This is a genomic window from Ignavibacteriales bacterium (assembly GCA_020635255.1).
GTDB lineage: Bacteria > Bacteroidota > Ignavibacteria > Tepidaquicellales > Tepidaquicellaceae > JAEYVS01.
Genome location: JACKAC010000001.1, coordinates 1,166,495 through 1,190,083 on the forward strand (window position 1 = coordinate 1,166,495; position 23,589 = coordinate 1,190,083).

The following is a 23,589-nucleotide window of genomic DNA, read 5'->3' on the forward strand; positions in this document are numbered from 1 at the left end:
GATGAAATATAGGAAATTTTTTGAAATAAAATAATCATAAAGGGAACATAATGCCCCACAGCGGAGTAATAAAATCAAGGAATTAACCTAAATCAAATCAATAAAGATGAGAAAGAGCAACGACTACTCACAAAGTAATTTCGTCCGCAACTACTTTCTCGTTATTTTGTCGGTGGTGTTCGTGTTTTCGCTAATGATACTGACCATCAACAAGGTAACGGGAAGCGGTAATAATTTCATTGGAAAGCTTGGAAAGACGCTTTTAATTCCTAAGGAAGCAGGTAGGAATAGCGGTCATATCCAGATGGATATGCGTTTGAATAACAACTACTATTACGACGAGAAGAATGGGCAGGTATATCTATACCTGGATATAAAAGCCGACAACATCGAAGTGTCTAATGAGGACAGGACACCGATGAACCTCTCGATCGTTGTAGATAGAAGCGGTTCGATGAATAGTTCGAATAAGCTGGGCTATGTGAAGGAGGCAGTGAATTACATTCTCGACGAGTTGAATTACGATGATTATGTTTCCATAGTAACGTATGATGACTATGTGGACGTATTACAGAAGTCTTCGCAGATGGAGAGCCGTTACGATCTAAAGGATAAAGTGAACAGGCTGGAGTCCGGCGGATATACAAATCTCAGCGGCGGAATGCTGGAGGGATTCGACCAGGTGAAGGATACTTACAGAAGCGGTTACGTGAACAGAGTGCTCTTGCTCTCCGATGGAATTGCGAACAGGGGAATCACTGAAGTTTACAAGCTAAAGGATCTGGTGAAAGAAAAGAACTACCGCGACGGTATAGTCCTTTCTACTTTTGGTGTAGGAAGTGATTTTAATGAGGACCTGATGAGTTCGATAGCCGATTACGGCAGAGGAAATTATTACTTCATTAACAATCCGGAAAGGATACCGAGAATATTTGCCGAGGAACTCAGGGGCATCAGTACATTAGCAGGGCAGAACGCAAAGGTTAAGATACAATTTCCGGCAGATTATTTCAGATTGAATAAGGTTTTCGGTTACCCGTATGATGCAGAGGGAAGCAGTGTAACAATAGATTTTAAAGATATATTCGCGGGAGAAAGAAAGACCGTGCTATTGAAATTCGACGTGATCAAAAAATCAAGCAAGCACCAGAAGTTCTATGCCGATCTTCAATATAACGATGCGACCGAAAACGGCAGATGGGTGACCGATTACCAGGACGTTTCAATAACTCCTACGGAGAGTGCGTCGATATACAGGGATAACTTCGATGAAGAGGTTCAGCAACAGGTAGCGATGTTCGAGGCTAACGAGATAATGGAAGAGGCAATGAAGCTTACAGACGAGGGCAGGTATGACGATGCAAGAGCAAGACTTCAGACGGGCAGGGATGAGATCCAGCAGGAGTTTGGAGAACTGGCGCCTTCACCGGAGATGAACAGGCAGATGGAAAGTCTTGATAAGTATGAAAAGGACCTCGACGGAGTAGAGAATAAGACAGAGGAAGAGAGAAGTACTATGCAGAAGTCAGCAAAGTATGATAATTATAATATAAGAAAGGGTAAAGAGGAGCAGGACGAGTAGCCTGTGACCTCACAACCTTCGCCCCTCTTACAGCTAACGAAGAGGGGCGTTAGATTTGATTTATTCTTTACTTACTTTATTAAGGAGATCTTGCACCGGGGCAAGGTCTCCTTTTAAATTGTGCTTGCACCTCTTCGAGGAACGCTTCGAAGCCGTGAAATTCTTAACGCCGATTTCCATAATGGCGTTTCTTTTCTATAATGATAATATATTCTGATAAAGATAATTCGTATATTATAATAAAAATAATTATGAGCGAATACTGCGGGCATTTTACGGGTGAAGATCTTAAGACAGCAAAGGCATACGAGTGCGAGGAGTGCGTGAAGACAGGCGACACATGGGTGCATTTAAGGACGTGCCAGACATGCGGGGCGACGCTTTGCTGTGATAACTCACCAAACAGGCACATGACAAAACATGCGAACGAAATGGGACACCCGGTTGTGATATCGTCTGAACCGGATGAATACTGGGCTTATTGTTATCCAGATGATATGTTTATGAGATATAGATAGAAGATCCTACAATAAGTAGTTATTTACAAGTTTCAGGTAAATCGTACGAACGATCTTTTCTTCCATGGTCTGTGGTATCGTCTAACTCTTTGGTCTTGTCATCCAGCTCAACGTTATACTCTTCAATAATTTTTTCTAAATCCGATATAGATGTTCGCGGTGATTTTTTCGATAATTCATTTTCTAATTTTGTCAATAGATCATCGAGAATTTGTTGATGCTCTTTTTCGTGTTCCTCCAGATACCCAATCTCTTTATCATATATTTCCTGGCATTCTTTGGGTTGACTAGATGCTTCAATCCATTTAGGCAGGATGATACGATATTTAGGGATCAGAGTAATGAGGTAAATAGAATCGCCTTTGTTGTAATATTTCCACTCAACATTTCCACTCCAGTCGCCGGGTAATTTATCCCGAAGATTAACAAAGAATGACTTTAGGTTTGAGAAATTCACTCCTTTCGTGTCGGTAGATCCGCTTGCAGATGAAACAGTAACTTTTATTTGTGCTGTTATGACATCTTGCATAAAAAATAATGAAAAAATTACTATAAATAGTAAAATTAATGTCTTCATGATCATTGATTTTAGTTTTGAATTAAAAATTTGATAAGAAGGAAGAGGTGCTTTATAGTAAAATAATATTAAGGAAAAATCAAAGAAATTTTTTTCAAAAAGTATTGGTTTGTAAATTCCTAATTAAAGGATAGTTGGAGAGTTTTATGAATCTTTCCGATTGAGAATCTCTTTGATTATTCTCTCGCCGTGTTCGATGGAGTTTTCGATGAAGAGTTTATCGGTTTCCATACCGCCGAGTATGACGCCGGCGTAGAATATCCCGGGTTTGCTGGATTCAAGGGTATCGCGGTTAAATACGGGCATGTTGTCCTTCACTTCAAGACCGATCTTTTCCAGGAAAGTAAAATCGGGTTTATAGCCGGTCATTGCAAAGACGAAGTCATTCGGTATCGTGATTTCGCCCTCCGGAGTTAGAATTACCAATTCCTTTTCCTTGACTTCTTTTACTGTCGAGTTGAAATATGCTTTGATAGAGCCTTCCTTAATGCGGTTCTCTATGTCGGGACGCACCCAGTATTTCACACCTTTCTTGAGCTCAGGTTCGCGAATAACCATTGTAACGTTAGCACCGGTGCGGTATGTTTCCAGCGCGACATCGACGGCTGAGTTGCCCGCGCCAATGACGGCGACGTTTTGGTAAGCGTACGGGTGGGCTTCATCGAAGTAGTGCCTGACCTTAGGCAGGTCTTCACCGGGGACATCCATTGTAACTGCATAGTCATAGAAGCCGGTTGCTATGATAATGTATTTTGTAATGTATGAGTGATTGTTTGTTTTTACTACGTAGCCATCCGATAGGTCGATGGATTTCATCATTGTAAATTTTTCGCCGCCGAGTGTGATCGTTTCGCCTTCTTTTGCGGTTACATGTTTAACACCCTTTATGGATTCCACAGTTTCGTAGGTGTGAATGTTAAGTTTGTAAGAATCGGCGACACGGCGGTAATATTCGAGCGCTTCACGGCGTGTAGGTTTCATTCCGTGTGATACGAAAGGCACCCCGCCGAGTTCGAGCCTCTCCGACGTGGAGAAGAACGTCATATTAGTAGGGTAGTGGAAGATCGAATTAACGATACAGCCTTTCTCGATAATGAGATAGCTAAGCCCTTTCTTTTCGGCTTCGATACCGCATGCAAGCCCGATGGGACCCGCTCCTATTATTATAATGTCATATTGCACTTACGGAAATATTATTTGCAGATTCACCTTCTGCGAGAGGTAATGAAGAAACGATAATAACCCTGTCACCTGCGTTAAGAATTTTGTGATCGCGAATCTTCTCACGTATTTGATGCAGGACCGCGTTATACTCCTCCCGTCCGTCCTCGTCTTTTTTAATCAGCAATGACTCGACACCCCAGATGAGTTTGAAATACCTTATCACCGACATGTTAAAAGTTGCGGCAATGATCTGCGCGCCCGGGCGGTGATTCGATAAAAGCAGGGGAGTTTTCCCAGTGTGTGTTATGCATATGATAGCCTTTGCATTAAGGCGCGCGGCTATTTCGGATGCTGAGTTAGCAATCGTATGCAATGTATTTTCCGGAGAATCTTCAACGAAAAGCTCCTGGAAGTAGGACGATTTTTTAATTGTCTCGGTGCGGAGGATGATCTTTTTCATCATCTCGACCGACTCAATAGGGTATGCCCCGGTGGAAGTTTCACCGGACAGCATTACGCAGTCGGTGCCGTCGAGGATGGCGTTAGCGATGTCGGACGCTTCAGCACGGGTCGGAATCGGCTGTTCTATCATCGAGTCGAGCATTTGCGTAGCGGTAATTACAGGTCGTATCTTTTCGTTGCATTTGCGTATGATCATTTTCTGCAGGACGGGGACTTCCTCTGTGGAAAGTTCCACACCCAGATCACCCCGCGCGACCATAACAAGGTCTGATGCTTCAATGATAGAATCAATGTTATCGATTGCCTCACGGCGTTCTATTTTGGCAATAATGGGAACCTTCTTACCCTTTTCTTCAATGAGCGAGCGCAGATAATAGATATCATCGGCGCTTCTCACAAAACTCATTGCAATAAAATCGACATTATGTTCGAGGCCGAATTCGAGGTCTTTTTTATCTTTCTCTGTTAGAGAATGTAACTTGATATCGGTGTCGGGAAGGTTCAGTCCTTTATTTTCTTTTAGTATGCCCCCTCTAACCACTTCGCAGTGGATGCAATTGCTATCCGGTTCATTTGAAAGGACTTTAAGTTCCAGAGTGCCGTCATCTATAAGAACAGGATGATCCTTTTTAAGATCGTTGATGATGCCGGAGTAGTTAGTGGATATTCTTTCATGATTTCCAATGACCTGATCAGCGCATATATTAATTTTATCACCTTTATTGATCTCAAGTTGTCCGTTTTCGAGCTTACCAATGCGAATCTTTGGACCGCCGAGGTCCTGAATGATCGCGACCATTTTATGGAGCCTGTCGCATACGGTTCGGATGTTATTAATATAGCTCAGATGCTGTTCATGGTTGCCGTGTGAGAAATTCAGACGCGCACCGTCCATACCGGCAGTGATGAGCGCTTCTATTTTTTCTTCGATTTCTACTGCAGGACCTATCGTACAGATTATTTTGGTCTTTTTATATATCAATTTTATTAGAATTATTTCATTTTCATAAAATATTCATAAATTATACTTAATTAAAGTTAGTTATACATGAAAAAACTATTAAATAAAACGGTTTTGATAACGGGAGCGACGAGCGGGATAGGAAGATCGACGGCGTATTTACTTGCTGAACATGGCGCCAATATAATTATTGCCGGAAGAAGAAAAGAAAGGCTGGAGGAAGCGGCAAGTGAGTTAGATAAAAGTGGTGTGAAAGTTTATACAATGCAACTGGATGTGCGAAATTACGATGATGTCGAAAAAGCTGTAAGTGAATTACCCGATGAGTGGAAAAAGATAGATATATTAGTAAACAATGCCGGACTATCAAGGGGATTAAATAAAATCCATGAAGGAGTGCTGGATGACTGGGAGGAGATGATAGATACTAATGTAAAGGGTTTGCTCTATGTTTCTAAGTGTGTGATACCGCTTATGCTGGCAAATAACTCCGGGCATGTGGTAAATATTGGTTCGATCGCGGGACACGAAGTATATCCGGCGGGAAATGTTTACTGCGCGACAAAACATGCCGTGGATGCAATTACAAAGGGAATGAGAATGGACCTAAATGGGACGGGAGTAAAGGTGACGACGATAGACCCGGGGCTTGTTGAAACGGAGTTCAGTAATGTGAGATTCCGGGGAGATGATGAGAGAGCCAAGGCGGTATATAAGGGTATGACGCCGCTAACTCCGGATGAAGTAGCCGAGGCAATTTTGTTCGTGGTTACATGCAGTGAGAATATGGTTGTTGCCGAGATGATATTGCTTCCAAAAGACCAGGCGAGTTCGACAATGGTACATAGGAGTTAAAAAGCTTTTTCGTAATATTTTACCAGTATTTACTTTTTTGTCAAAACTTTTTCGCTTCTAAATAGGTTGATGTTTTAGAAAAAAATCCTGATATTTTAATTCAGGAATATATTTCATTCCTCCAACGCAGAAAGTTTTTCCGATACTATTTCATAATTAAATTCAATTGACTTATGAAGGGAATAATATTAATTATTTTCGCTGCGCTTTTGCATTTACCATTAAGCGCTAACAGTACCCCAAGGATAGATCCGTATTTACAGGAAAAAATGAACTCGTCACAGGATTATGAGCAAATACCTATATATATAAGTTTCAATGAGCATATGAGGCTTCAGGATTTTGCAGATCTTCCGTACAATATGCCAAAGGCAGAGAGACGCAAGGTAGTAATTCAAAGACTCATGACGTTTGCTGAGCAAAGGCAGAGAGACGTAAGGGAATATCTCGACGGGAAATTCGCATCGCGGAACGTAGGGTATTATGAGGTATTGTGGATAAACAATTCGATACGTTTATCGGCTGATGAGCAGACAATAATGGACCTGGCGAGCGATTTTGACAATGTCGAGATGCTTCACTATGACTATCCATACCCGACGAACGAGCTGACAGATGAACCCAAATACGGTGCACCGTTTTCAAGTTTTTCCAGATCCGACATAATGACAATAAATCCTGGTATTACCCTGATGAATGCCGATGATGTATGGGCGTATGGGAATAAGGGCGCAGGGGTATTGGTCGCAAATGCCGATGACGGATTTCACTGGAGACATCCTGACGTAGTGCACAACATTTATCAGAATCTGGGTGAGGATATTAATCACAATGGTATGACAGTTATTTACGGAAGCGGAACGACATCAGCATTCGATCCGGGTGACATAAACGGTGTAGACGACGACGGAAATGGAAAAGTAGATGACCTGGTCGGATGGGATTTTACGACGAATAACTATAATATAACGACAGCATCACACGGTACCGCTACACTGAGTACGGTGATAGGCGACGGAACAATGGGCAACCAGACCGGTGTGGCTCCCGAAGCAAAATGTATCCTGATGAGAAACAGCTCCGGCCAAACAGAGCAGTGGGCGGCTTTCCAATATGCATTACAAATGGGAGCTGACATCGTAACGAGTTCGCTGAGCTGGAAATGGAATCCAAATACGGGAAGCCCGGCACCACCCGATTACAGTATGTTTAGAACTGCGTGCGATATGTCGCTCGCGGCTGGGATGATACATACAAATTCAACAAGTAATGACGGAGGTTCAGTAAATACTACGAGACCTATCCCGGTGAATATTTCAACCGCAGGTAATGTACCTGCACCATGGATACATCCTGATCAATTATTAGTAGGAAACATAAGCGGGACGATCGGTGTAGGTAATGTAGAAGTTAATTCAGATGTAATATATTCCACCTCACCATACGGACCTTCAACATGGGGAAACTGGGCATTATGGGGAACATACACATATTCTATAGATCCTAATCACAGGGATTATCCGTACAGCAGGACAGCCCCGGTAGAGGTTCCCGATTCAATGGGCTTGATAAAGCCGGATGTTACAGCACCCGGACAGAATTCGATCGCTGTGTATGTAAGCTCGGGTACGGGGTATGGTTCACTCTTCGGAGGAACATCATCTGCTACTCCGCATACAGCCGGTTGTGTTGCTTTGATGCTTTCGATCAATCCGGAAATGCTCCCTCAGGATATAGCAAAAGTGATCCAGTTAACAGCTGTCGAAAAAGGTGATCCGGGTAAGGATAACCGTTACGGAGCAGGAAGGATAGATGCATTAGCGGCGACGACGTCTCCGAAATTTACACTCGAAGGTATCAACGGCGGAAGCAACATGCTCATTAGTAATACACTTGCTTCGAGCGATACAGCGAAAGAGTTAGTTGGGCTTAAAATATCTACCAATGTAAATCCACAAGTTGGGTCACTCAAGTCGATCCAGTTTGGTATGGTAACGAATGCATCAGGATCGCATATTAGTTCGTTCGATCTGTATTATGATGCAGACAATAGCAATAATGTCAGCACCGGTGATGTGCTCTTAAAATCGCTTCCATTCCAGAGCGGACCGCTTACTTTTGATGAAATTAAGTTCAAATTCCTCGACACTGAAAGGAAGATAATCCTTTGTGCCAGAACAACCGCTTCAGCAAACAATACGCATACAGTTGATGTAGGTTTACTGGATACGAACCAGGTAACTGCTTACTATACGACAAGACCTTTTGGTACGAATTTCCCATTTGGATCGGTAAGCGGAATAGGCAATACTAACCAGGAGCTATCGTATACTTTGCAACAGAATTACCCGAACCCATTTAATCCTACAACGCTTATAAATTACTCGATCGCTAAAGACGGTTTTGTGAATATAAGTGTCTTCGATGCGGTAGGCAGAAGGATAGGGGTACTTGTAAACGGTGTTAAAACTGCCGGAAACTATAGTGTAGAATTTGATGCAGATTTCTTCGGCGGATTATCCAGTGGTGTTTACTATTACAGGATTAGCTCACTGGGATTTACCGATATTAAAAAAATGATATTACTTAAGTAATATATTTTCTCTCAATCAAAAACCCCTTGTCCGGATCCCCCTCCAGGGAGGGGTTTTTATTTTTTATGAAACTTGAACGAGAAAATGCCATTAACGCATTGAAATTCAGGAATTTTTAATTTACTTTTTTTAATAAACCTAATGTATTATTAAAAGGAAGGAAGGGAAATGAAAAAATTCTTTACGGTTTTAAGTATTGTTTTATTGATATCTATTGCAGGTAACAATAATTCATACTCTCAAACTCCAACAGGTTTTAATACAGTCATCGAATACTGTACAGGTACATGGTGCGGCTATTGTCCATGCGGTCACGATGTCATAGACAATATCCTTCTTGTTTTTCCGGAAACAATGGTACTAGGTTATCACGGTCCCGTTGGATACGGTGATCCCTGGGACAGCTACAGTGCACCAATGATAAGCCTTTTTGGGTTTAATGCCTATCCTACAGGAGTAGTTGGCAGGAGGAGCGGAATAGTTTCACGAAGCGCATGGAATGGTCAGGTTATTAATCAAACCAGCAATGTTCAACCTTCTGCTGAGATAAATATTTCTTCTTTTGATTATAACTCATCAACCAGGCAGATAACCGCTACAATCGAATTTACAGCGATCGGAACGCCGGTTGGTGAACAGCGCGTTAATTTTATTCTAACTGAAGACAATTTAGTTTATCCTCAAGTAGGATATTCTCAATATGGATGTAATGGAAGTAATACTTATGTCCATGATCATGTGGTAAAGGGTTTAATAAACGGTTCTATGGGTGAAGTGGTTGCCTTTACCGGAGACAATTCTACAGTTATCAAAAATGTGAATTATACTATCCCGGCCGGATTTGTAGCAGAGAATTGTGAGCTGAATATACTTTTCTGGACAAATGGAGGAAGTGTTTCAACGCAGGGAGATGTTGGTCAAACAAAACATACTCCGGTTGATAACCCGACAGGAATTCACAACAGCAACATAGCGTCAAGCTACGAATTAAAGCAGAATTACCCAAATCCATTCAACCCAACGACTAATATTTTCTTCTCAATTCCGAAGGATGGAAATGTAAGCTTGAAATTCTATGATATTCTTGGAAACGAAGTTGCTTCATATATTGATAATGGCTTCCTGAAAGCAGGGACTTACAATGCTGAATTTGATGGCAGTAAGCTAGCATCCGGGGTTTATTTTTACACCCTTAGTACCAATGATTTCGTTGATACTAAAAAGATGATCCTGACTAAATAGGTATATCCTAAAACGATTATTTCAACCCCTTCCCGGATAATTTCCGGGCGGGGGTTTTTTGTATAAAATAGGGTTAAATTATGGTGAAAATATGAAAAAATATAATATTAAAGTATTGAAATTTATGAAATCTTAAGTTAAATTCGCTTATAAGGGCACATTTGTATATAAATAACTCAATCTTATAATTAAAAGGAGTATAAGAGAATGAAAAAACTCTTTACTATTTTGAGTGTTGTATTATTATTGTCGATCGCCGGCAATAATACATCATACTCACAAACAGGGTTTAACACAACACTTGAATATGCGACCGGTACATGGTGCCAGTGGTGCCCATGCGCCGAGACTATTATTCATGCTATTTTACAAAACTATCCTGAAACAGTAGTTTTAGGATACCACGGTCCTCCCGGAAGCAGTGATCCATGGGATGGTCTTTGCGGTAACATGATCAGTTTATTCGGATTCAGCGCTTACCCGACCGGTGTAGTAGGTAGAAAATCTGGTATTATTTCAAGAGATGCGTGGAATAACCAGGTTGTAATTCAATCGAATACACAACAGCCTACTATCGAAATAAATCTCGCAGCGATGAATTATAATTCATCAACGAGAGAATTAACTGCTACAATAGATTTCACAACACTTGTTACTCCGTCAGGAGAGCAGAGAGTGAATTTTATCTTAACGGAAGATAACATCATCTTTACCCAGACCGGAAACGGTTCATGTCCGGGATCAGCATCCTTTACACACGATAACGTCGTTAAGGGTATGATCAATGGTGACATGGGTGAAGTACTGACATTCACCGGAGATAATTCTACAGTTACCAAAAATGTTTCTTATACAATTCCTGCTGAATACGTAGCAGAGAATTGCAGATTAAACATTGTTACCTGGACAAACGGCGGCAGCATGTCAACCTCAAATACTGTAGGTCAATCAAGAGCTATTGAAGTAGATAATCCAACCGGTATTCACAATACAGGCAATATAGTAAGCAGCTACGAGTTGAAGCAAAATTATCCAAATCCATTCAACCCGACAACTAATATCTTCTTCTCAGTTCCTAAGGATGGAAATGTAAGTCTTAAGTTTTATGACATTCTTGGAAATGAAGTAGCTTCCTATATTGATAATGGCTTCCTGAAAGCAGGAACCTATAATGCTGAGTTTGACGGTAGCAAATTGGCAAGCGGTGTGTATTTCTACACTCTAAGCACTAACGATTTTACTGCAACCAAGAAAATGATCTTGACCAAGTAGTTACGGTTATTGGTTTTAGAAGTAAGAGAGTAAAAAACGGGTGAAATAAAATTTTTCACCCGTTTTATTATTGATTTTTAAATGTCTTATTGAGATATTACCAAACCATTAAGATTTGAAAATGTTTAACAATTTAAAATAACCTGGAGGGGAAAATGTATAAAAAATACTTCCTAGCATTTCTTTTCTTAGTATTTGCTTTAATCAACCAGAATGCTTTTTCACAATGGACTTTTGCAGGGTTTGTAACCGGTGCAGGTACATTTCCAAGTATTTCTGTAGCAGGTCCTAATCTTGTCGCTGTATTCGGCGGTCCTAACGGATCACCTCAAGTATTTGTATCTACAAATGGCGGTGCTAACTTCACATCCGCAACAGGTACAGGTCTTGGTGCATTAGAACTTTACTGTGGATGGATGAGTAGCGCTACCGAAATGTATGGTGGAAACGGTGGAGCATCCGGCGGAGCAGGTGGTAACGCATCATTTTACAGGACAACTGACGGCGGTACAACCTGGTCGACCGTACTTTCAACAGGAGGTACAGGTGGATTCTTTAACGCTATTACATTCTCAAAAACAACCCCAACTTTTGGTGTTGCTCAAAGCGATCCTCCAACAGGAGCGGGTCAACAATATTATTTCCCGGTCACAACTAACGGTGGCGCAAACTGGTCAGTAACTAATCCTCCTGGAGTATCGGGTGCTGCATCAGCTCAGAACTCTGTCGTTGTTATCGATAACCAGTTTTATGGCTTCGGTCTTAATGCCGGTGCTTCCAGGGTGTATTACACATCCAATGGCGGCTCAACATGGGTTATCGGAAACCTCGGTATTACAGGTTCATTTACTTCCGGTTACGCAATGAGCGATAACAAAATGAACGGTATTGCAGCAACAAATACCTCACTTCCATCTATTGCAAGAACTACAAATGGCGGTACTTCATGGACAAGTTCTACAATCACCGGTCTAAGTGGTTATGCTACCTGTAAATGGATAGAAGGAACAAATATTTGTTACGTTTCAGCAGGTGCCGGCGCAAGTGGTGTTATTGCAAAAAGCACAGACGGCGGTCAAACTTTTACTGTTATGACAACAGCCGGTTTAACAGGTATTACTCACATGGAATTCTACAGATCAGGAAATGACATTTACGGATATGCTGTAGCAGGTGACGGAAGCGTATTGAAACTCGTTGATAACGTTACAGGTGTTGTTAATAATAATACAGGTGTTCCGACTGAATACAAACTTTCTCAGAATTACCCGAATCCATTCAACCCAAGCACAACGATCAACTTCTCAATTCCTAAAGCATCATATGTAACATTAAAAGTATATGATGTAGTAGGTAAAGAAGTTGCTTCAATAATTAGCAGGGATCTTCAAGCAGGTAATTATACCGAGCAGTTTGTTGCATCATCTAATTTATCATCAGGTGTTTATTTCTATCAGCTGATAGCAGGTGATTTCAGCCAGACGAAGAAGTTCATTTTGAACAAGTAAGAAATTGTATTACAGGCAATAAAACTTTGATTTATGGGAACCCGTCATCCTAATGGCGGGTTTTCATTTTTATAATATAAAACAACTTACAATTGAGATGAGAGGAAATAACCTTTTTTCGAAATGCTTCTTTTGGGGGAAAGGTGCATTATTAGCTTTTTTTATACTTACCAATACAGGACTGTCACAGACAGATGCTAATGCTCCTGTATTCGGTGTGGACTACTTTCCAAAAATGATGACCTATACAGCACCTAATAAGGCTTACACACTTGAGCCTTATGGAATAGATGCAATAGTTTCCGTAGGTCCATTCGATAACATCAGAGCTACAACCGTAGCCGGATTTGGTGAACCGCATATTCTTGTTAACCCAACAAATCCATTGAATTTTGTTGCAGGTGATAACAGGGCGGTTGTTAGTTCATCAAATATTTATGTAACAAATGACGGCGGACTCAACTGGAGTAACGTTAGTACCGGTTCGAGCCAGGGTGATCCTGTGTTTGCTTTTGACCACAATGGCTGGGCTTATTACACGGTTCTTTTCAATGGAGTTAGAGTCTGGCGTTCCACTAACGGCGGAACAAGCTGGTCAAACCTTGGTAATGCATTCTCTACTGCTTCGAATGTAACCGATAAGCAATGGGTGGCAGGTGATCAAACTAATGGAACATATTCTAATTATCTTTATCTAACCTATAGCGATTTTACTACTCAGGTCGCAATAAAATTCTACAGAAGTACCAATAATGGATCATCATGGACGGGTCCAACTACACTATATGGTCCGGGTAGTGCACAGGGTTCAAACGTAGAGGTCGGTCCGGATGGTAAGGTCTATGCAGTTTGGTACGGTTCAGGAGGGGCTTCTTTAAGGATGTCCACAGACGGAGGATCGTCATGGACTACATCGCAGACAATAGCGGCTTATACGGAACCCGGCGTTCTTCATTCTTCGGGCAGATTAGTATTAAAAGGTGACATTCGCGTAAACGGGTTTCCGCAGATCGCAGTTGATAAATCAGGCGGACCATTCAATGGAAACGTCTATCTTAACTATTCAGCTAATTCTCCCGGACCGGATAATGCAGATGTTTATGTTGTAAGGTCAACAAATGGCGGAGCTAACTGGAATACTTTTACGCCAACAAAAATCAATGACGATGCAACATTATTCGATCAATGGATGAGTGACATTTCAGTTGATAATCAGGGTCGAGTCTGGGTATTCTGGTATGATTCCAGAAATGACCCGGGTAACCTTTGGACTGAAGCTTATGGTTCTGTATCTACAGACGGCGGCGCGACATTCTCACCTAACTTCAAGATATCGAATCAACCATTCAACCCTAATGTTGTGAAACAATCTCAGGGTAGTGGTCAGGCATACTATATTGGTGATTACCAGAGTATTTCAGGATCGACGATAACTTTACCTTTCTGGATGGATGGAAGGCAGAATAGCATGATGGATTATACTGCTACTTTACCTGATTTCGGAATAGATTTTTCCGGACCGGATACGCTTTACTCTAATGTGAATGCATCCGTCGGTAAGCCGACCGATATACCCGTACTGGGACCGTATGCCGGAAGTGTTCAATTCACCCATACAATTTCACCAACTCCTGGCGCCGGTTCGATCGGAATTACGTTTACACCTAATCCATTAACATCATTTCCATCCAGCGTAAACATTCAGGCTGATGTGTCGGCAACCGTGCCATTCGGGACTTATGATATTATAGTTACCGGAACGGATAACAGTATTTCTCCGCCTAGAGTACATACCAGGACATTGAAACTGATCGTTTCTAACCTTGTAGGCATTGGAAATAATTCGCAGATCCCGGATCAGTTTGCTTTACAGCAAAATTACCCGAATCCGTTTAACCCATCAACTTCGATTGCATATTCCATTCCTCAGCAAAGTTTCGTAACGCTGAAGGTCTACGATATGCTTGGAAGAGAAGTTGCTTCACTGGTAAATGAACTGAAGCAGGCAGGTAATTATAATGTACAGCTAAATGCATCGGATCTTTCGAGTGGTGTATACTACTATAGAATAAAGGCAGGTGATTTCGTTGAGACAAGAAGAATGGTACTGATGAAGTAACATAAAAAACCAAAGATTTTAATATAAATCCGGATTTAGTTTGAATCCGGATTTTTTTATTATATTATTTCAATATTAAGGTTATTTTTGTTTAAATGGAGCAAACCACGGGTAATATAATTTCCGTAGAAGAGTCCTTTCGGTATTGTGAGGGAATAGCTAAAGGTCATTATGAAAACTTTCCTGTCGGGTCCATTCTGGTCCCGGCAGAAAAGCGTAAATATGTCTGGAGTATCTATGCTTTTGCCCGTTTTGCCGATGATATTGCCGATAGCGGTGATCTGGATGTTGACACAAAACTAAAGCAATTAAATGATCTTGAGGTGAATTTAAGAGCTAGCTTAGGCGATGTAAAAAATTATGATGAGCGGTATAACTTCCTTCCTGCGCTGGCGGTTACTGCCTCCGACCTAAAAATACCTTTGAATGAATTTACCGCCCTATTAGCTGCCTTTAAGCAGGATTCTGTGAGGCAAAGATATGATTCATTTGAAGAATTGATAGATTATTCTGCATTATCAGCTAATCCGATCGGGCATCTTGTACTATATGTTTTTGGATATGATCCGGATAGGGATGAGAGGCTTTTTTCTTATTCGGACAGTATTTGTACGGCTTTACAATTGACTAATTTCTGGCAGGATGTGTCACCGGATCTGGAAATAGGGCGGGTTTACATTCCGCAGAATATCATGAAGAAATACGATTATGCGTATGATGATCTGTTTAAGAAGGTGGAAGATGAAAGATTTATTTCGGTAGTTAAGGAATTAGTTGAAAAAACGCGCAGGATATTCCTACATGGGAAACCGCTGGTTGATGAGCTATCCGGACGACTGCGTTATGAAATAAAAGCGACTTATCTGGGCGGAAATGAAATTCTGAATAAGATCGAACTATTAAATTACACCGTTTTGTCACGCAGAGTTAAGCTTGGAAAATCGGACAAAATATCACTTATTTTAAAAACGTTCATGTCGAGGGTTTAAGATTTGCAGAATACCGGCAGGGAAATAACACAAAAAAGCAAAACGAACTTTCTTTACTCGTTTTCTCTTCTCCCGAAGGAGAAAAATGATGCAATAAACACAATATATGCCTTTTGCCGAAAGACAGATGACATCGTCGATAATGAAAACCGGAGTCATAAAGAGAAAGAGAACGATCTGGCAAAATGGAAGCAGGACTTTGAATCTTCGCTGGCAGGAAATTCCGATAATACTTTGCTTAACGAACTGAGTAAAGTTATAAAAAGATTTAAGATCCCAACGGAGCCCTTTACCGATCTTATCAGGGGAATGAAAATGGACCTGGAAAAAACCAGGTATGAAACCTTCGAAGAGCTTTATGAATACTGCTATTGCGCGGCGGGGACAGTTGGCTTGATGTCAATCGAGATATTCGGCTATAGTGATCCCGCTACAAGGGATTTTGCCGTGAAGCTTGGCGTAGCTCTGCAATTGACCAATATTCTCAGGGATGTTAAAAAAGATGCTGAGAATGGGAGAATATATCTTCCGCTTGATGACATGGAGATGTTCAATTACACTGAGGACGAACTGCTGAATAATGTTTATAATAATAATTTCATAGCATTGATGAAGTATGAGGCGGACCGGGCGCATAAATACTATAAGGAAGCTAACGAATTGCTTACTGCAAAGGATACGGGTTTAATGTTTCCAGCCCGTATAATGGAACATATATATTTTGACATTTTGAGGCAGATTGAAATGAAAAAGTATGATGTGTATTCAAACAATATTAAAGTATCTAAGTTTAAAAAACTTTTATACACGTTCGGGATATATCTAAAGTGCAGGCTATATTATAGCATGAAAGATCCGAGAGACTTACCAAATGGATAAGAAGAGTGTTGCAATAATAGGCGGTGGACTTGCGGGATTAGCTTCAGCTGTATTTCTTTCCTCACGAAAAGATAAGTTTGACATTTCAATTTACGAAGCCTCACCGAAACTAGGCGGAAGAGCGTACAGTTTTAAAGATAGTAAAACCGGGCTTTATTTCGATAACGGCCAGCATATTTTAGCCGGATGGTATAAAAATACGCTCGATTACTTAAAAATTATCGGCACTTTCGGGAAGTTAAGTTTTCAGAAAAGTCTCGAGGTTAATTTTATCGATACAGATGGTAGTGTCTTAAAGCTCAAATCACCAAATTTACCTGCCCCATTCGACATCCTTTCCGGGTTATATAAGTTTAAGAAATTCACCGCAAAAGATAAGCTTGCTCTATCTATGTTATCGCCGGGATTCCTCAGATCGGGAAAAGGTATGAATGCCTTGGAACTTCTGGACAAGCTCGGGCAGACCCAAAATCTTATCACTTACTTCTGGGAGCCCTTTATTTACGCGGTTTTCAACGCAAAGCCGGAAAATGTAAGCGGTGAATTGTTAATGAATATATTGAGGATCGGGTTTCTCAAACCGGGAAATTCCAACCTGGTGATACCAAACGTAAACCTAAATGAACTTTTTATAGATGATGCAATAAAGTATTTCGACACAAAAGGGATAAATTATTTTACCAGTGCTAAGATAAGTTCGGTGGAATTAGACGGTGATAAAATGATCTCAGCAGTGAAGGAAAACGGGGAAAAGATCACCGCGGATTATTTTATCTCAGCTGTACCGTTTTTTAGATTTACAGAGGTGTTTAGCAATATTGAACCTTTTAAAAAAGTATCTAATCTCAGATCTTCATCGATAACATCCATTCATATATTCTTTTCGGAAGACATACCGGAAAGCATGCTTGCTGATAACTCGTTCGGGATGACCGGTCTTATCGGCAGGACAGTTCAGTGGATATTTAAGAGGAATCCCCGCCATTTATCTCTTGTCATAAGCGGATCGGATTTTATAGATGACGGGGAAGGGGATTCGATCACTGATACCGAATCACAAAGGATATATGAAATCGCATACGCGGACCTTTGCGCATCTATTAAAAACTTCGACTCTATTCCTGTCTCAGGATATAAGGTAATCAAAGAAAAGCGTGCTACCTTCATTCCTGATAATGAAAGCATAAAATACCGCCTGCCTCAAAAAACCTTCTGTCAAAATCTATTCATTGCGGGTGATTGGACGGATACGGGTTATCCAGCCACTATCGAAAGCGCAATTACCAGCGCAAAGAAATGTACGGATCTTATAATAAAGGCTGTTACTTGAGTGAGTTGTAATATTCTTTGCAGGATGCAAGGTCTGATGCAAGTGACATAAGGTTAGATATGTTGTCCTGTGTGAGAAGCAGGTATTTAGTCTCAAAATAGCTCTGTATTTCCGGGTCACCTGTATCGAGTATGTCTTTGACCGATCTTATGAGACTCTCTACAGCAGATTGAAACTGGTCGAATATATTCTGCTTTGCTTCATCCGGGATACTCACGTCTTTTTCCAGTACTCGCTTTAATCCGTGAGCGTATTTCCCATTAAATATAAGCTTCTCGAAGCCTTCATTATTCCCGGCTCCTTTTGACATCTCTGTCAGCGTACCGAAGTCGCTGAGATTGTTCAATCCTTTGCCGGAGTATTCTTTTATTTCAAATATTAGTTCGTTCGTTTCCTCAGAAAAAGGTATCTGCATTTAATTTACTTTCCCTTACCGTGGCAATGTTTATATTTCTTTCCGCTTCCGCAGAAACATGGATCGTTTCTGCCAATCTTCTTGTCAACTTTTACAGGTTCCTGTTTACCGGGCGTAGCCTCATCGATCTCATTCATTACCGGAGCGGCTGTAAAGCCCATTCCAGTCGATGATGCATGCTGGGTACGCATCCTGGATGTATTCATTTCCTTTGGTCTGTCCGTGAACTGCTCACCTGTCTGTGTAGTGAATCTGAATATAAAGCTTATAACATCTGTGTATAGCGCCTCGAGCATCTCCGCAAAGAGTTTAAATCCGTCCATTTTGTATTCGATGAGCGGATCTTTTTGCGCGTACGCGCGGAAGTTGATTCCTTCCTTGAGATCGTCCATTTCCCTCAAATGCTCTTTCCATTTCTCATCGATAACGGTCAGCATCGCGAACCTCTCGACATTCGACATCAATTCGGTGCCATATCTCTCTTCCTTTCTCTTATAGAAATCGCGTGTCTCTTTTACTATCAGCTCTTTCAACCCTTCCTCGCCGAGTCTTTGGTACTCTTCCGGAGAAAGGTCGAGTTTTATCAGGAACGTTCTCTGTATTTCATCTATCAATCCTTGTACGTCGGCTGATTCCTGGTACTTCTCTATAATATTCCCGATGGACTTCTCCACCATTTCGAATATCTCGTCTTTCAGTCTCTCGCCCATGAGAGCCTGTCGTCTCAATTCGTATATGACCTCTCTTTGCTGGTTCATAACGTTATCGTATTCGAGAAGTCTCTTCCTGATAGCGAAGTTATTTTCCTCCACCTTTTTCTGCGCTCGCTCGACTGAGTTTGTGATCATGCTATGCTCGATCGCCTGTCCTTCCTCGAATCCCAGTCTCTGCATTACGCTTGCTATCCTCTCATTACCGAATAGCCTCATAAGATCATCTTCCAGCGAAAGATAGAATCTCGAAGAACCCGGATCTCCCTGCCTTCCTGCTCTACCTCTTAACTGCCTGTCTATACGCCTGGAATCATGTCTTTCAGTACCAATTATATGTAATCCGCCTTCTTCCTTTACACCGGGTCCGAGCTTAATATCCGTACCCCGTCCTGCCATGTTAGTTGCAATTGTCACTGCGCCCGGTAGTCCGGCGTTTTCAACGATCTGCGCCTCGCGCTGGTGTTGTTTCGCGTTCAAAACCTCATGTGGTATCTTCTTCCTTTTTAGAAGTCTCGATATAGTCTCTGATACTTCCACGCTGGCTGTACCAACTAGAACCGGCCTGCCTTCGCTTTTGAGTTTTTCTATTTGATCGATAACAGCATTATATTTCTCTCTTTTCGTTCTGTATATCTGGTCATTCTGGTCATCTCTTATTACATCTACATTGGTCGGGATGACAACCACATCGAGATTGTAAATATCCATGAACTCCGATGCTTCGGTCTCTGCAGTACCCGTCATTCCGGCAAGCTTATTGTAAAGCCTGAAATAGTTCTGCAATGTTATGGTTGCAAGTGTCTGCGTATCTTTCTCGACCTTTACACCCTCTTTTGCTTCGATTGCCTGGTGCAATCCTTCTGAATACCTTCTGCCTGAAAGCACACGTCCGGTAAATTCATCTACAATCTGCACTTTACCGTCCTGAATCACGTAATCCACGTCCTTTTCATAAAGCGCGTAAGCCTTTAACAATTGGTGTACCGTGTGAAGCCTGTCGCTTCTTTCGGAATATATTTTTGTAATTTCATCCTTTTTAAATTGCCTGTCTTCCACCGAAAGCGAATCATCGTTGTCCAGTATGGCGAACTCTGTCCCAAGGTCAGGGAGTGTGAAGAAATCCTTTTGCGTTGATGAAGGCGCGAGATACTCTCTTCCTTTTTCCGAAAGATCGGTAATGTGTGATTTTTCATCTATGACGAAGTATAGCTCGTCATCGACTATATGCATTTCCTTTCCTTTATCCCGCATATAGTAGGCTTCCGTTGTCTGCATGAGCTTTTTATTGCTCGGCTCGCTCAGAAGCTTTTCCAGTCTTTTATGTTTTGGAAGACCGTGATAAGCTCTTAGTATTAACAGCCCGGCGGTTTCCTCATCATCCTTTGTCATCGCTTCACCTTTTTCGAGAAGCTTCTCTGCCTCGGCAGTAAGATTGTTTACAAGTGTTCTCTGAGCGTTTACAAGATTCCTTATCATAGGGTTGATGTCATCGAACTTATGTTCGGACGCTTCAACCGGACCGGAAATAATAAGCGGTGTTCTTGCTTCGTCTATAAGTACAGAGTCGACCTCATCCACAATAGCGTAGTTGTGGCCGCGTTGTACGAGATGCTCCCTGTTTACAACCATATTATCCCTAAGGTAATCGAATCCGAACTCGTTATTTGTACCGTAAGTAATATCGCATTCGTACATTTGTTTTCTCTTGTCGGAGTTCATATCGTTGAGTATGATACCGACAGTGAGTCCGTGAAATTTGAATATCTCACCCATCCACTCAGCATCTCTCTGCGCAAGATAGTCATTAACCGTAATGAGATGCACGCCTTTGCCCGGTAATGAATTCAAATAAAGCGGGAATGACGCAACAAGGGTTTTACCTTCACCAGTTGCCATTTCTGCGATCTTACCCTGGTGAAGTACGATACCGCCGATAAGCTGTACGTCATAGGGTATCATGTTCCACTTGATCTTGGTGCCGGCTGCTGTCCATTCCTTACCGCAGAGCCTTCTACATGTGTCTTTTACCACGGCATATGCTTCGGGAAGTATGTCGTTCAGAATTGCTTCGACCGTTTCTTTTAATTCCTTCTCGAGATTCTTTATTTCGTCATATGCATCGATTCTTTCATCCGGTTCCATGTCTCCGGAGAGCTTTTCCTTCAGCTCGGCTAATCGAGACTCTATCTCTGCTGTTTCGTTTTTGATATGGTCTTTAAAGCCCTGTGTTTTAGCGCGAAGCTCATCATCGCTGAGACCGGCAAGCGCTTCATAGTGATTATTGATCTCATCTATTATTGGAAGTATATTTTTTACGTCTTTTTCGTGTTTTGTAGGAAATATCTTTGAAAGTACCTTAAACATTTATTTATCCTGCTGTAAAATTTTTAATTTCTAATCATTTAGAACTACTAATTTAACACTTTTAGTTTCCAAAAGAAAAATAAAAAGAAATCTCTAATCGGCTCCGTTATTTAACAAAAAAAGTGTCATTTATATTGAAATTGAAAAAATACCATACTTTATCTAATTTATAGAAACCAAAGGAGAACCTTCTATGTCAATAATGATAACAACCGAATGCATCAATTGCGGCGCCTGTGAGCCTGAATGTCCCAATACTGCCATCTATGAAGGCGGTGTGGAATGGGAACTTATAGGGAAAACGTACGGTCCCGGTGATGCCGCTCCATCAGGTTCGGAAGGTTTTTATTCCGATGAGTTTTTCTACATAGTACCCGATAAATGCACCGAATGCGTTGGTTTTCATGATGAACCCCAATGCGCCGCTGTTTGCCCGGTCGATTGCTGTGTGCCCGACCCAAATCATGTCGAAGATAAGGAAGAACTACTGGCTAAAAAACTAAAACTGGACGAAATAGGAAGGGTAGGTAGGTAATTATATCTTATTCTCTTCGTCTTCCGGTTTTTCTAATTGCTCCGGATTTATCTCATCTGAACTTAAATTTCTCTGCTCAAGGTCCGACTGAACACCATCGGTCATGTTTTGCATACTGTCGTTATTATTAAGCGATGATGTTTCATTTGAGTTCAAGCCTGTATTTATGTCTTCTACAGGATACTCCGTTATTAATATCCCGCCTCCCGCAAGTATTTCAGGATCGATATTACTGTGATGTTTAAAGATCTTATTATATCCGAATAAAATGAGTACGAATCCAACCGATACAGCCACGTCCGCAACATTAAATATAGGGAAGGAGTAAAAAGTTTTCCCGAATAATTCGATGTCAGGGATATTCACGTGAATAAAATCTACTACATTTCCATAGAACAAAGGAGCATATCCGTATATCATTCCGTAAAAGAGTCTGTCAATCAGATTACCAACCGCTCCGCCGAGGATCAATGCAAGCGCGAACCGGATGTAAAAAGGCTCTTTTCTATTCCTGTAAATGAAATACACTATAAGGAATGTAGCAAAGACTGTAAAGAGTGAGAGGAATAGCTTACTGCCCAATTGTAATCCAAAAGCCATTCCCGGATTTTCGATATAGGTTATCTGTACTACGTCGCTGATAATATTGATCGATGTGCGGAAGGGGATTCCATCGATAAATAATCCTATGCTTGGTATGGAAATACCTTTTATAAGGAATTTTGTTACCTGGTCGAGTACAATTACAAATAATGATACGAATAATATTCTCAACTTTGTCTTTAGCCTCTAATGTTTTTACACTCTATACAATGCTGTGTTATCGGAACAAGTTCCAGCCTTTCTTTATCAATTAACGGGCAAGTCTTACAAAGGTTATGCGGAGTCTCAAAACAGTCGATGCAGACACCGTATGTGCCCTGGTCTATCCTGACCAGCGCTTCCTGCAGGTAACCGAGATATTTTTCATCTCTCTGTACGAACATGTAATTCTTTTCTCTTTCCATTTCATCGGATCCTTGCTCAGCCATGTGTGATGCATAGGTCAGGTTATCACCTACATAATTCGATTCTTCGTCCACGAGCGACTGCATATTTGCCTTCGCGCTTTCAATTATTTTGTTTCTTTCTTCGAGTATGATCTTTCTGAAATGTTCGAGTTCAGCCTTAGTATATCTTGTTTTCTTGTTCGGTTTATATTTTTTTATCTTTGGCGCCGATTTTTGTCTGGCTTCTTCAATGAGCCTCTTTGTTTGCTCAACAGCTTTTTTCCTTTGCATCCTTGATTTTTTTACGGATGCTTTGGTCACAACTTTAGCTGTAGCTTTGACAGTAGCTTTTTTTACAGCTTTCTTAGTCGCTTTTTTCTTTACTGCCTTTTTAACAGCTTTTTTCTTAACTGCTTTCTTGACAGTCTTTTTTACTGATTTTTTAGGTGCAACTTTCTTTTTTGGAGTCTTTTTACTCGCTTTCTTCTTTGTTGTGGACTTTGCCAAAGACAGTACTCCTT

At 41.1% G+C, this 23,589-nt stretch carries 19 protein-coding genes; 12 read left to right on the plus strand and 7 right to left on the minus strand.

Annotation, left to right across the window (positions count from 1 at the left end):
• Nucleotides 1-106: 106 nt before the first annotated feature.
• Nucleotides 107-1,582, plus strand: coding sequence for a VWA domain-containing protein (locus H6614_05265; GenBank protein MCB9243061.1), 1,476 nt, complete (start codon nucleotides 107-109; stop codon nucleotides 1,580-1,582).
• Between the two features lie 251 nt (nucleotides 1,583-1,833).
• On the plus strand, nucleotides 1,834-2,100 hold the full coding sequence (locus tag H6614_05270; GenBank protein MCB9243062.1) for a UBP-type zinc finger domain-containing protein: 267 nt from the start codon (nucleotides 1,834-1,836) through the stop codon (nucleotides 2,098-2,100).
• A 19-nt stretch (nucleotides 2,101-2,119) separates the two neighbouring features.
• Here the strand turns inward: H6614_05270 and H6614_05275 are convergent, their stop codons facing one another.
• The 3 genes from H6614_05275 to pyk form a co-directional block, all read right to left on the minus strand.
• Nucleotides 2,120-2,677: a DUF922 domain-containing protein gene (locus tag H6614_05275; protein MCB9243063.1), complete on the minus strand. Its 558-nt coding sequence runs from the start codon at nucleotides 2,675-2,677 to the stop codon at nucleotides 2,120-2,122.
• Nucleotides 2,678-2,821: 144 nt separating this feature from the next.
• Entirely contained in the window at nucleotides 2,822-3,859 is a 1,038-nt protein-coding gene (gene ypdA / locus H6614_05280) for a YpdA family putative bacillithiol disulfide reductase (protein ID MCB9243064.1), read from the minus strand.
• Nucleotides 3,849-5,285: a pyruvate kinase gene (gene pyk / locus H6614_05285; protein MCB9243065.1), complete on the minus strand. Its 1,437-nt coding sequence runs from the start codon at nucleotides 5,283-5,285 to the stop codon at nucleotides 3,849-3,851. Before pyk ends, ypdA begins: the two co-directional genes overlap by 11 nt.
• A 66-nt stretch (nucleotides 5,286-5,351) precedes the next feature.
• Here pyk and H6614_05290 point away from each other — a divergent pair, with 66 nt between their 5' ends.
• The 9 genes from H6614_05290 (at nucleotide 5,352) to H6614_05330 (ending at nucleotide 18,052) form a co-directional block, all read left to right on the plus strand.
• Nucleotides 5,352-6,119 (plus strand): SDR family oxidoreductase, encoded by a 768-nt coding sequence (locus H6614_05290; protein MCB9243066.1) that lies wholly within the window; start codon nucleotides 5,352-5,354, stop codon nucleotides 6,117-6,119.
• Nucleotides 6,120-6,292: 173 nt separating this feature from the next.
• Nucleotides 6,293-8,713, plus strand: coding sequence for a S8 family peptidase (locus tag H6614_05295; protein MCB9243067.1), 2,421 nt, complete (start codon nucleotides 6,293-6,295; stop codon nucleotides 8,711-8,713).
• 168 nt (nucleotides 8,714-8,881) lie between these two features.
• Nucleotides 8,882-9,955 (plus strand): Omp28-related outer membrane protein, encoded by a 1,074-nt coding sequence (locus tag H6614_05300; GenBank protein ID MCB9243068.1) that lies wholly within the window; start codon nucleotides 8,882-8,884, stop codon nucleotides 9,953-9,955.
• A gap of 207 nt (nucleotides 9,956-10,162) precedes the next feature.
• The gene (locus H6614_05305; protein ID MCB9243069.1) at nucleotides 10,163-11,227 is read left to right on the plus strand and encodes an Omp28-related outer membrane protein; all 1,065 of its coding nucleotides are present in this window, start codon (nucleotides 10,163-10,165) and stop codon (nucleotides 11,225-11,227) included.
• 155 nt (nucleotides 11,228-11,382) lie between these two features.
• Nucleotides 11,383-12,735, plus strand: a complete 1,353-nt coding sequence (locus H6614_05310) for a T9SS type A sorting domain-containing protein (GenBank protein ID MCB9243070.1) — start codon at nucleotides 11,383-11,385, stop codon at nucleotides 12,733-12,735.
• Between the two features lie 1,471 nt (nucleotides 12,736-14,206).
• Nucleotides 14,207-14,854 (plus strand): T9SS type A sorting domain-containing protein, encoded by a 648-nt coding sequence (locus H6614_05315; GenBank protein ID MCB9243071.1) that lies wholly within the window; start codon nucleotides 14,207-14,209, stop codon nucleotides 14,852-14,854.
• A 95-nt stretch (nucleotides 14,855-14,949) separates the two neighbouring features.
• Nucleotides 14,950-15,843 carry a squalene synthase HpnC gene (gene hpnC / locus H6614_05320; protein MCB9243072.1) on the plus strand — a complete coding sequence of 298 codons (894 nt, stop codon included), beginning with the start codon at nucleotides 14,950-14,952 and terminating at the stop codon, nucleotides 15,841-15,843.
• A 3-nt stretch (nucleotides 15,844-15,846) separates the two neighbouring features.
• On the plus strand, nucleotides 15,847-16,722 hold the full coding sequence (gene hpnD / locus H6614_05325) for a presqualene diphosphate synthase HpnD (protein MCB9243073.1): 876 nt from the start codon (nucleotides 15,847-15,849) through the stop codon (nucleotides 16,720-16,722).
• Nucleotides 16,715-18,052, plus strand: a complete 1,338-nt coding sequence (locus H6614_05330; GenBank protein MCB9243074.1) for an FAD-dependent oxidoreductase — start codon at nucleotides 16,715-16,717, stop codon at nucleotides 18,050-18,052. Before hpnD ends, H6614_05330 begins: the two co-directional genes overlap by 8 nt.
• On the opposite strand, the gene H6614_05335 is transcribed toward H6614_05330, so the two are convergent.
• Complete coding sequence (locus tag H6614_05335) at nucleotides 18,045-18,467, minus strand: hypothetical protein (GenBank protein MCB9243075.1); 423 nt, start codon at nucleotides 18,465-18,467, stop codon at nucleotides 18,045-18,047. The genes H6614_05330 and H6614_05335 overlap by 8 nt on opposite strands.
• Before the next feature lie 5 nt (nucleotides 18,468-18,472).
• A complete protein-coding gene (secA, locus tag H6614_05340; GenBank protein MCB9243076.1) occupies nucleotides 18,473-21,544 on the minus strand; it encodes a preprotein translocase subunit SecA in 3,072 nt (1,023 codons plus the stop codon).
• A 193-nt stretch (nucleotides 21,545-21,737) separates the two neighbouring features.
• Between secA and H6614_05345 the strand changes: the two genes are divergently transcribed.
• Nucleotides 21,738-22,079, plus strand: a complete 342-nt coding sequence (locus H6614_05345; protein MCB9243077.1) for a 4Fe-4S dicluster domain-containing protein — start codon at nucleotides 21,738-21,740, stop codon at nucleotides 22,077-22,079.
• Here the strand turns inward: H6614_05345 and lspA are convergent, their stop codons facing one another.
• Both lspA and H6614_05355 read right to left on the minus strand, forming a co-directional pair.
• Nucleotides 22,080-22,853, minus strand: coding sequence for a signal peptidase II (gene lspA, locus H6614_05350; GenBank protein ID MCB9243078.1), 774 nt, complete (start codon nucleotides 22,851-22,853; stop codon nucleotides 22,080-22,082).
• Between the two features lie 8 nt (nucleotides 22,854-22,861).
• Nucleotides 22,862-23,575 (minus strand): conjugal transfer protein TraR, encoded by a 714-nt coding sequence (locus tag H6614_05355; protein ID MCB9243079.1) that lies wholly within the window; start codon nucleotides 23,573-23,575, stop codon nucleotides 22,862-22,864.
• Nucleotides 23,576-23,589 lie beyond the last annotated feature (14 nt).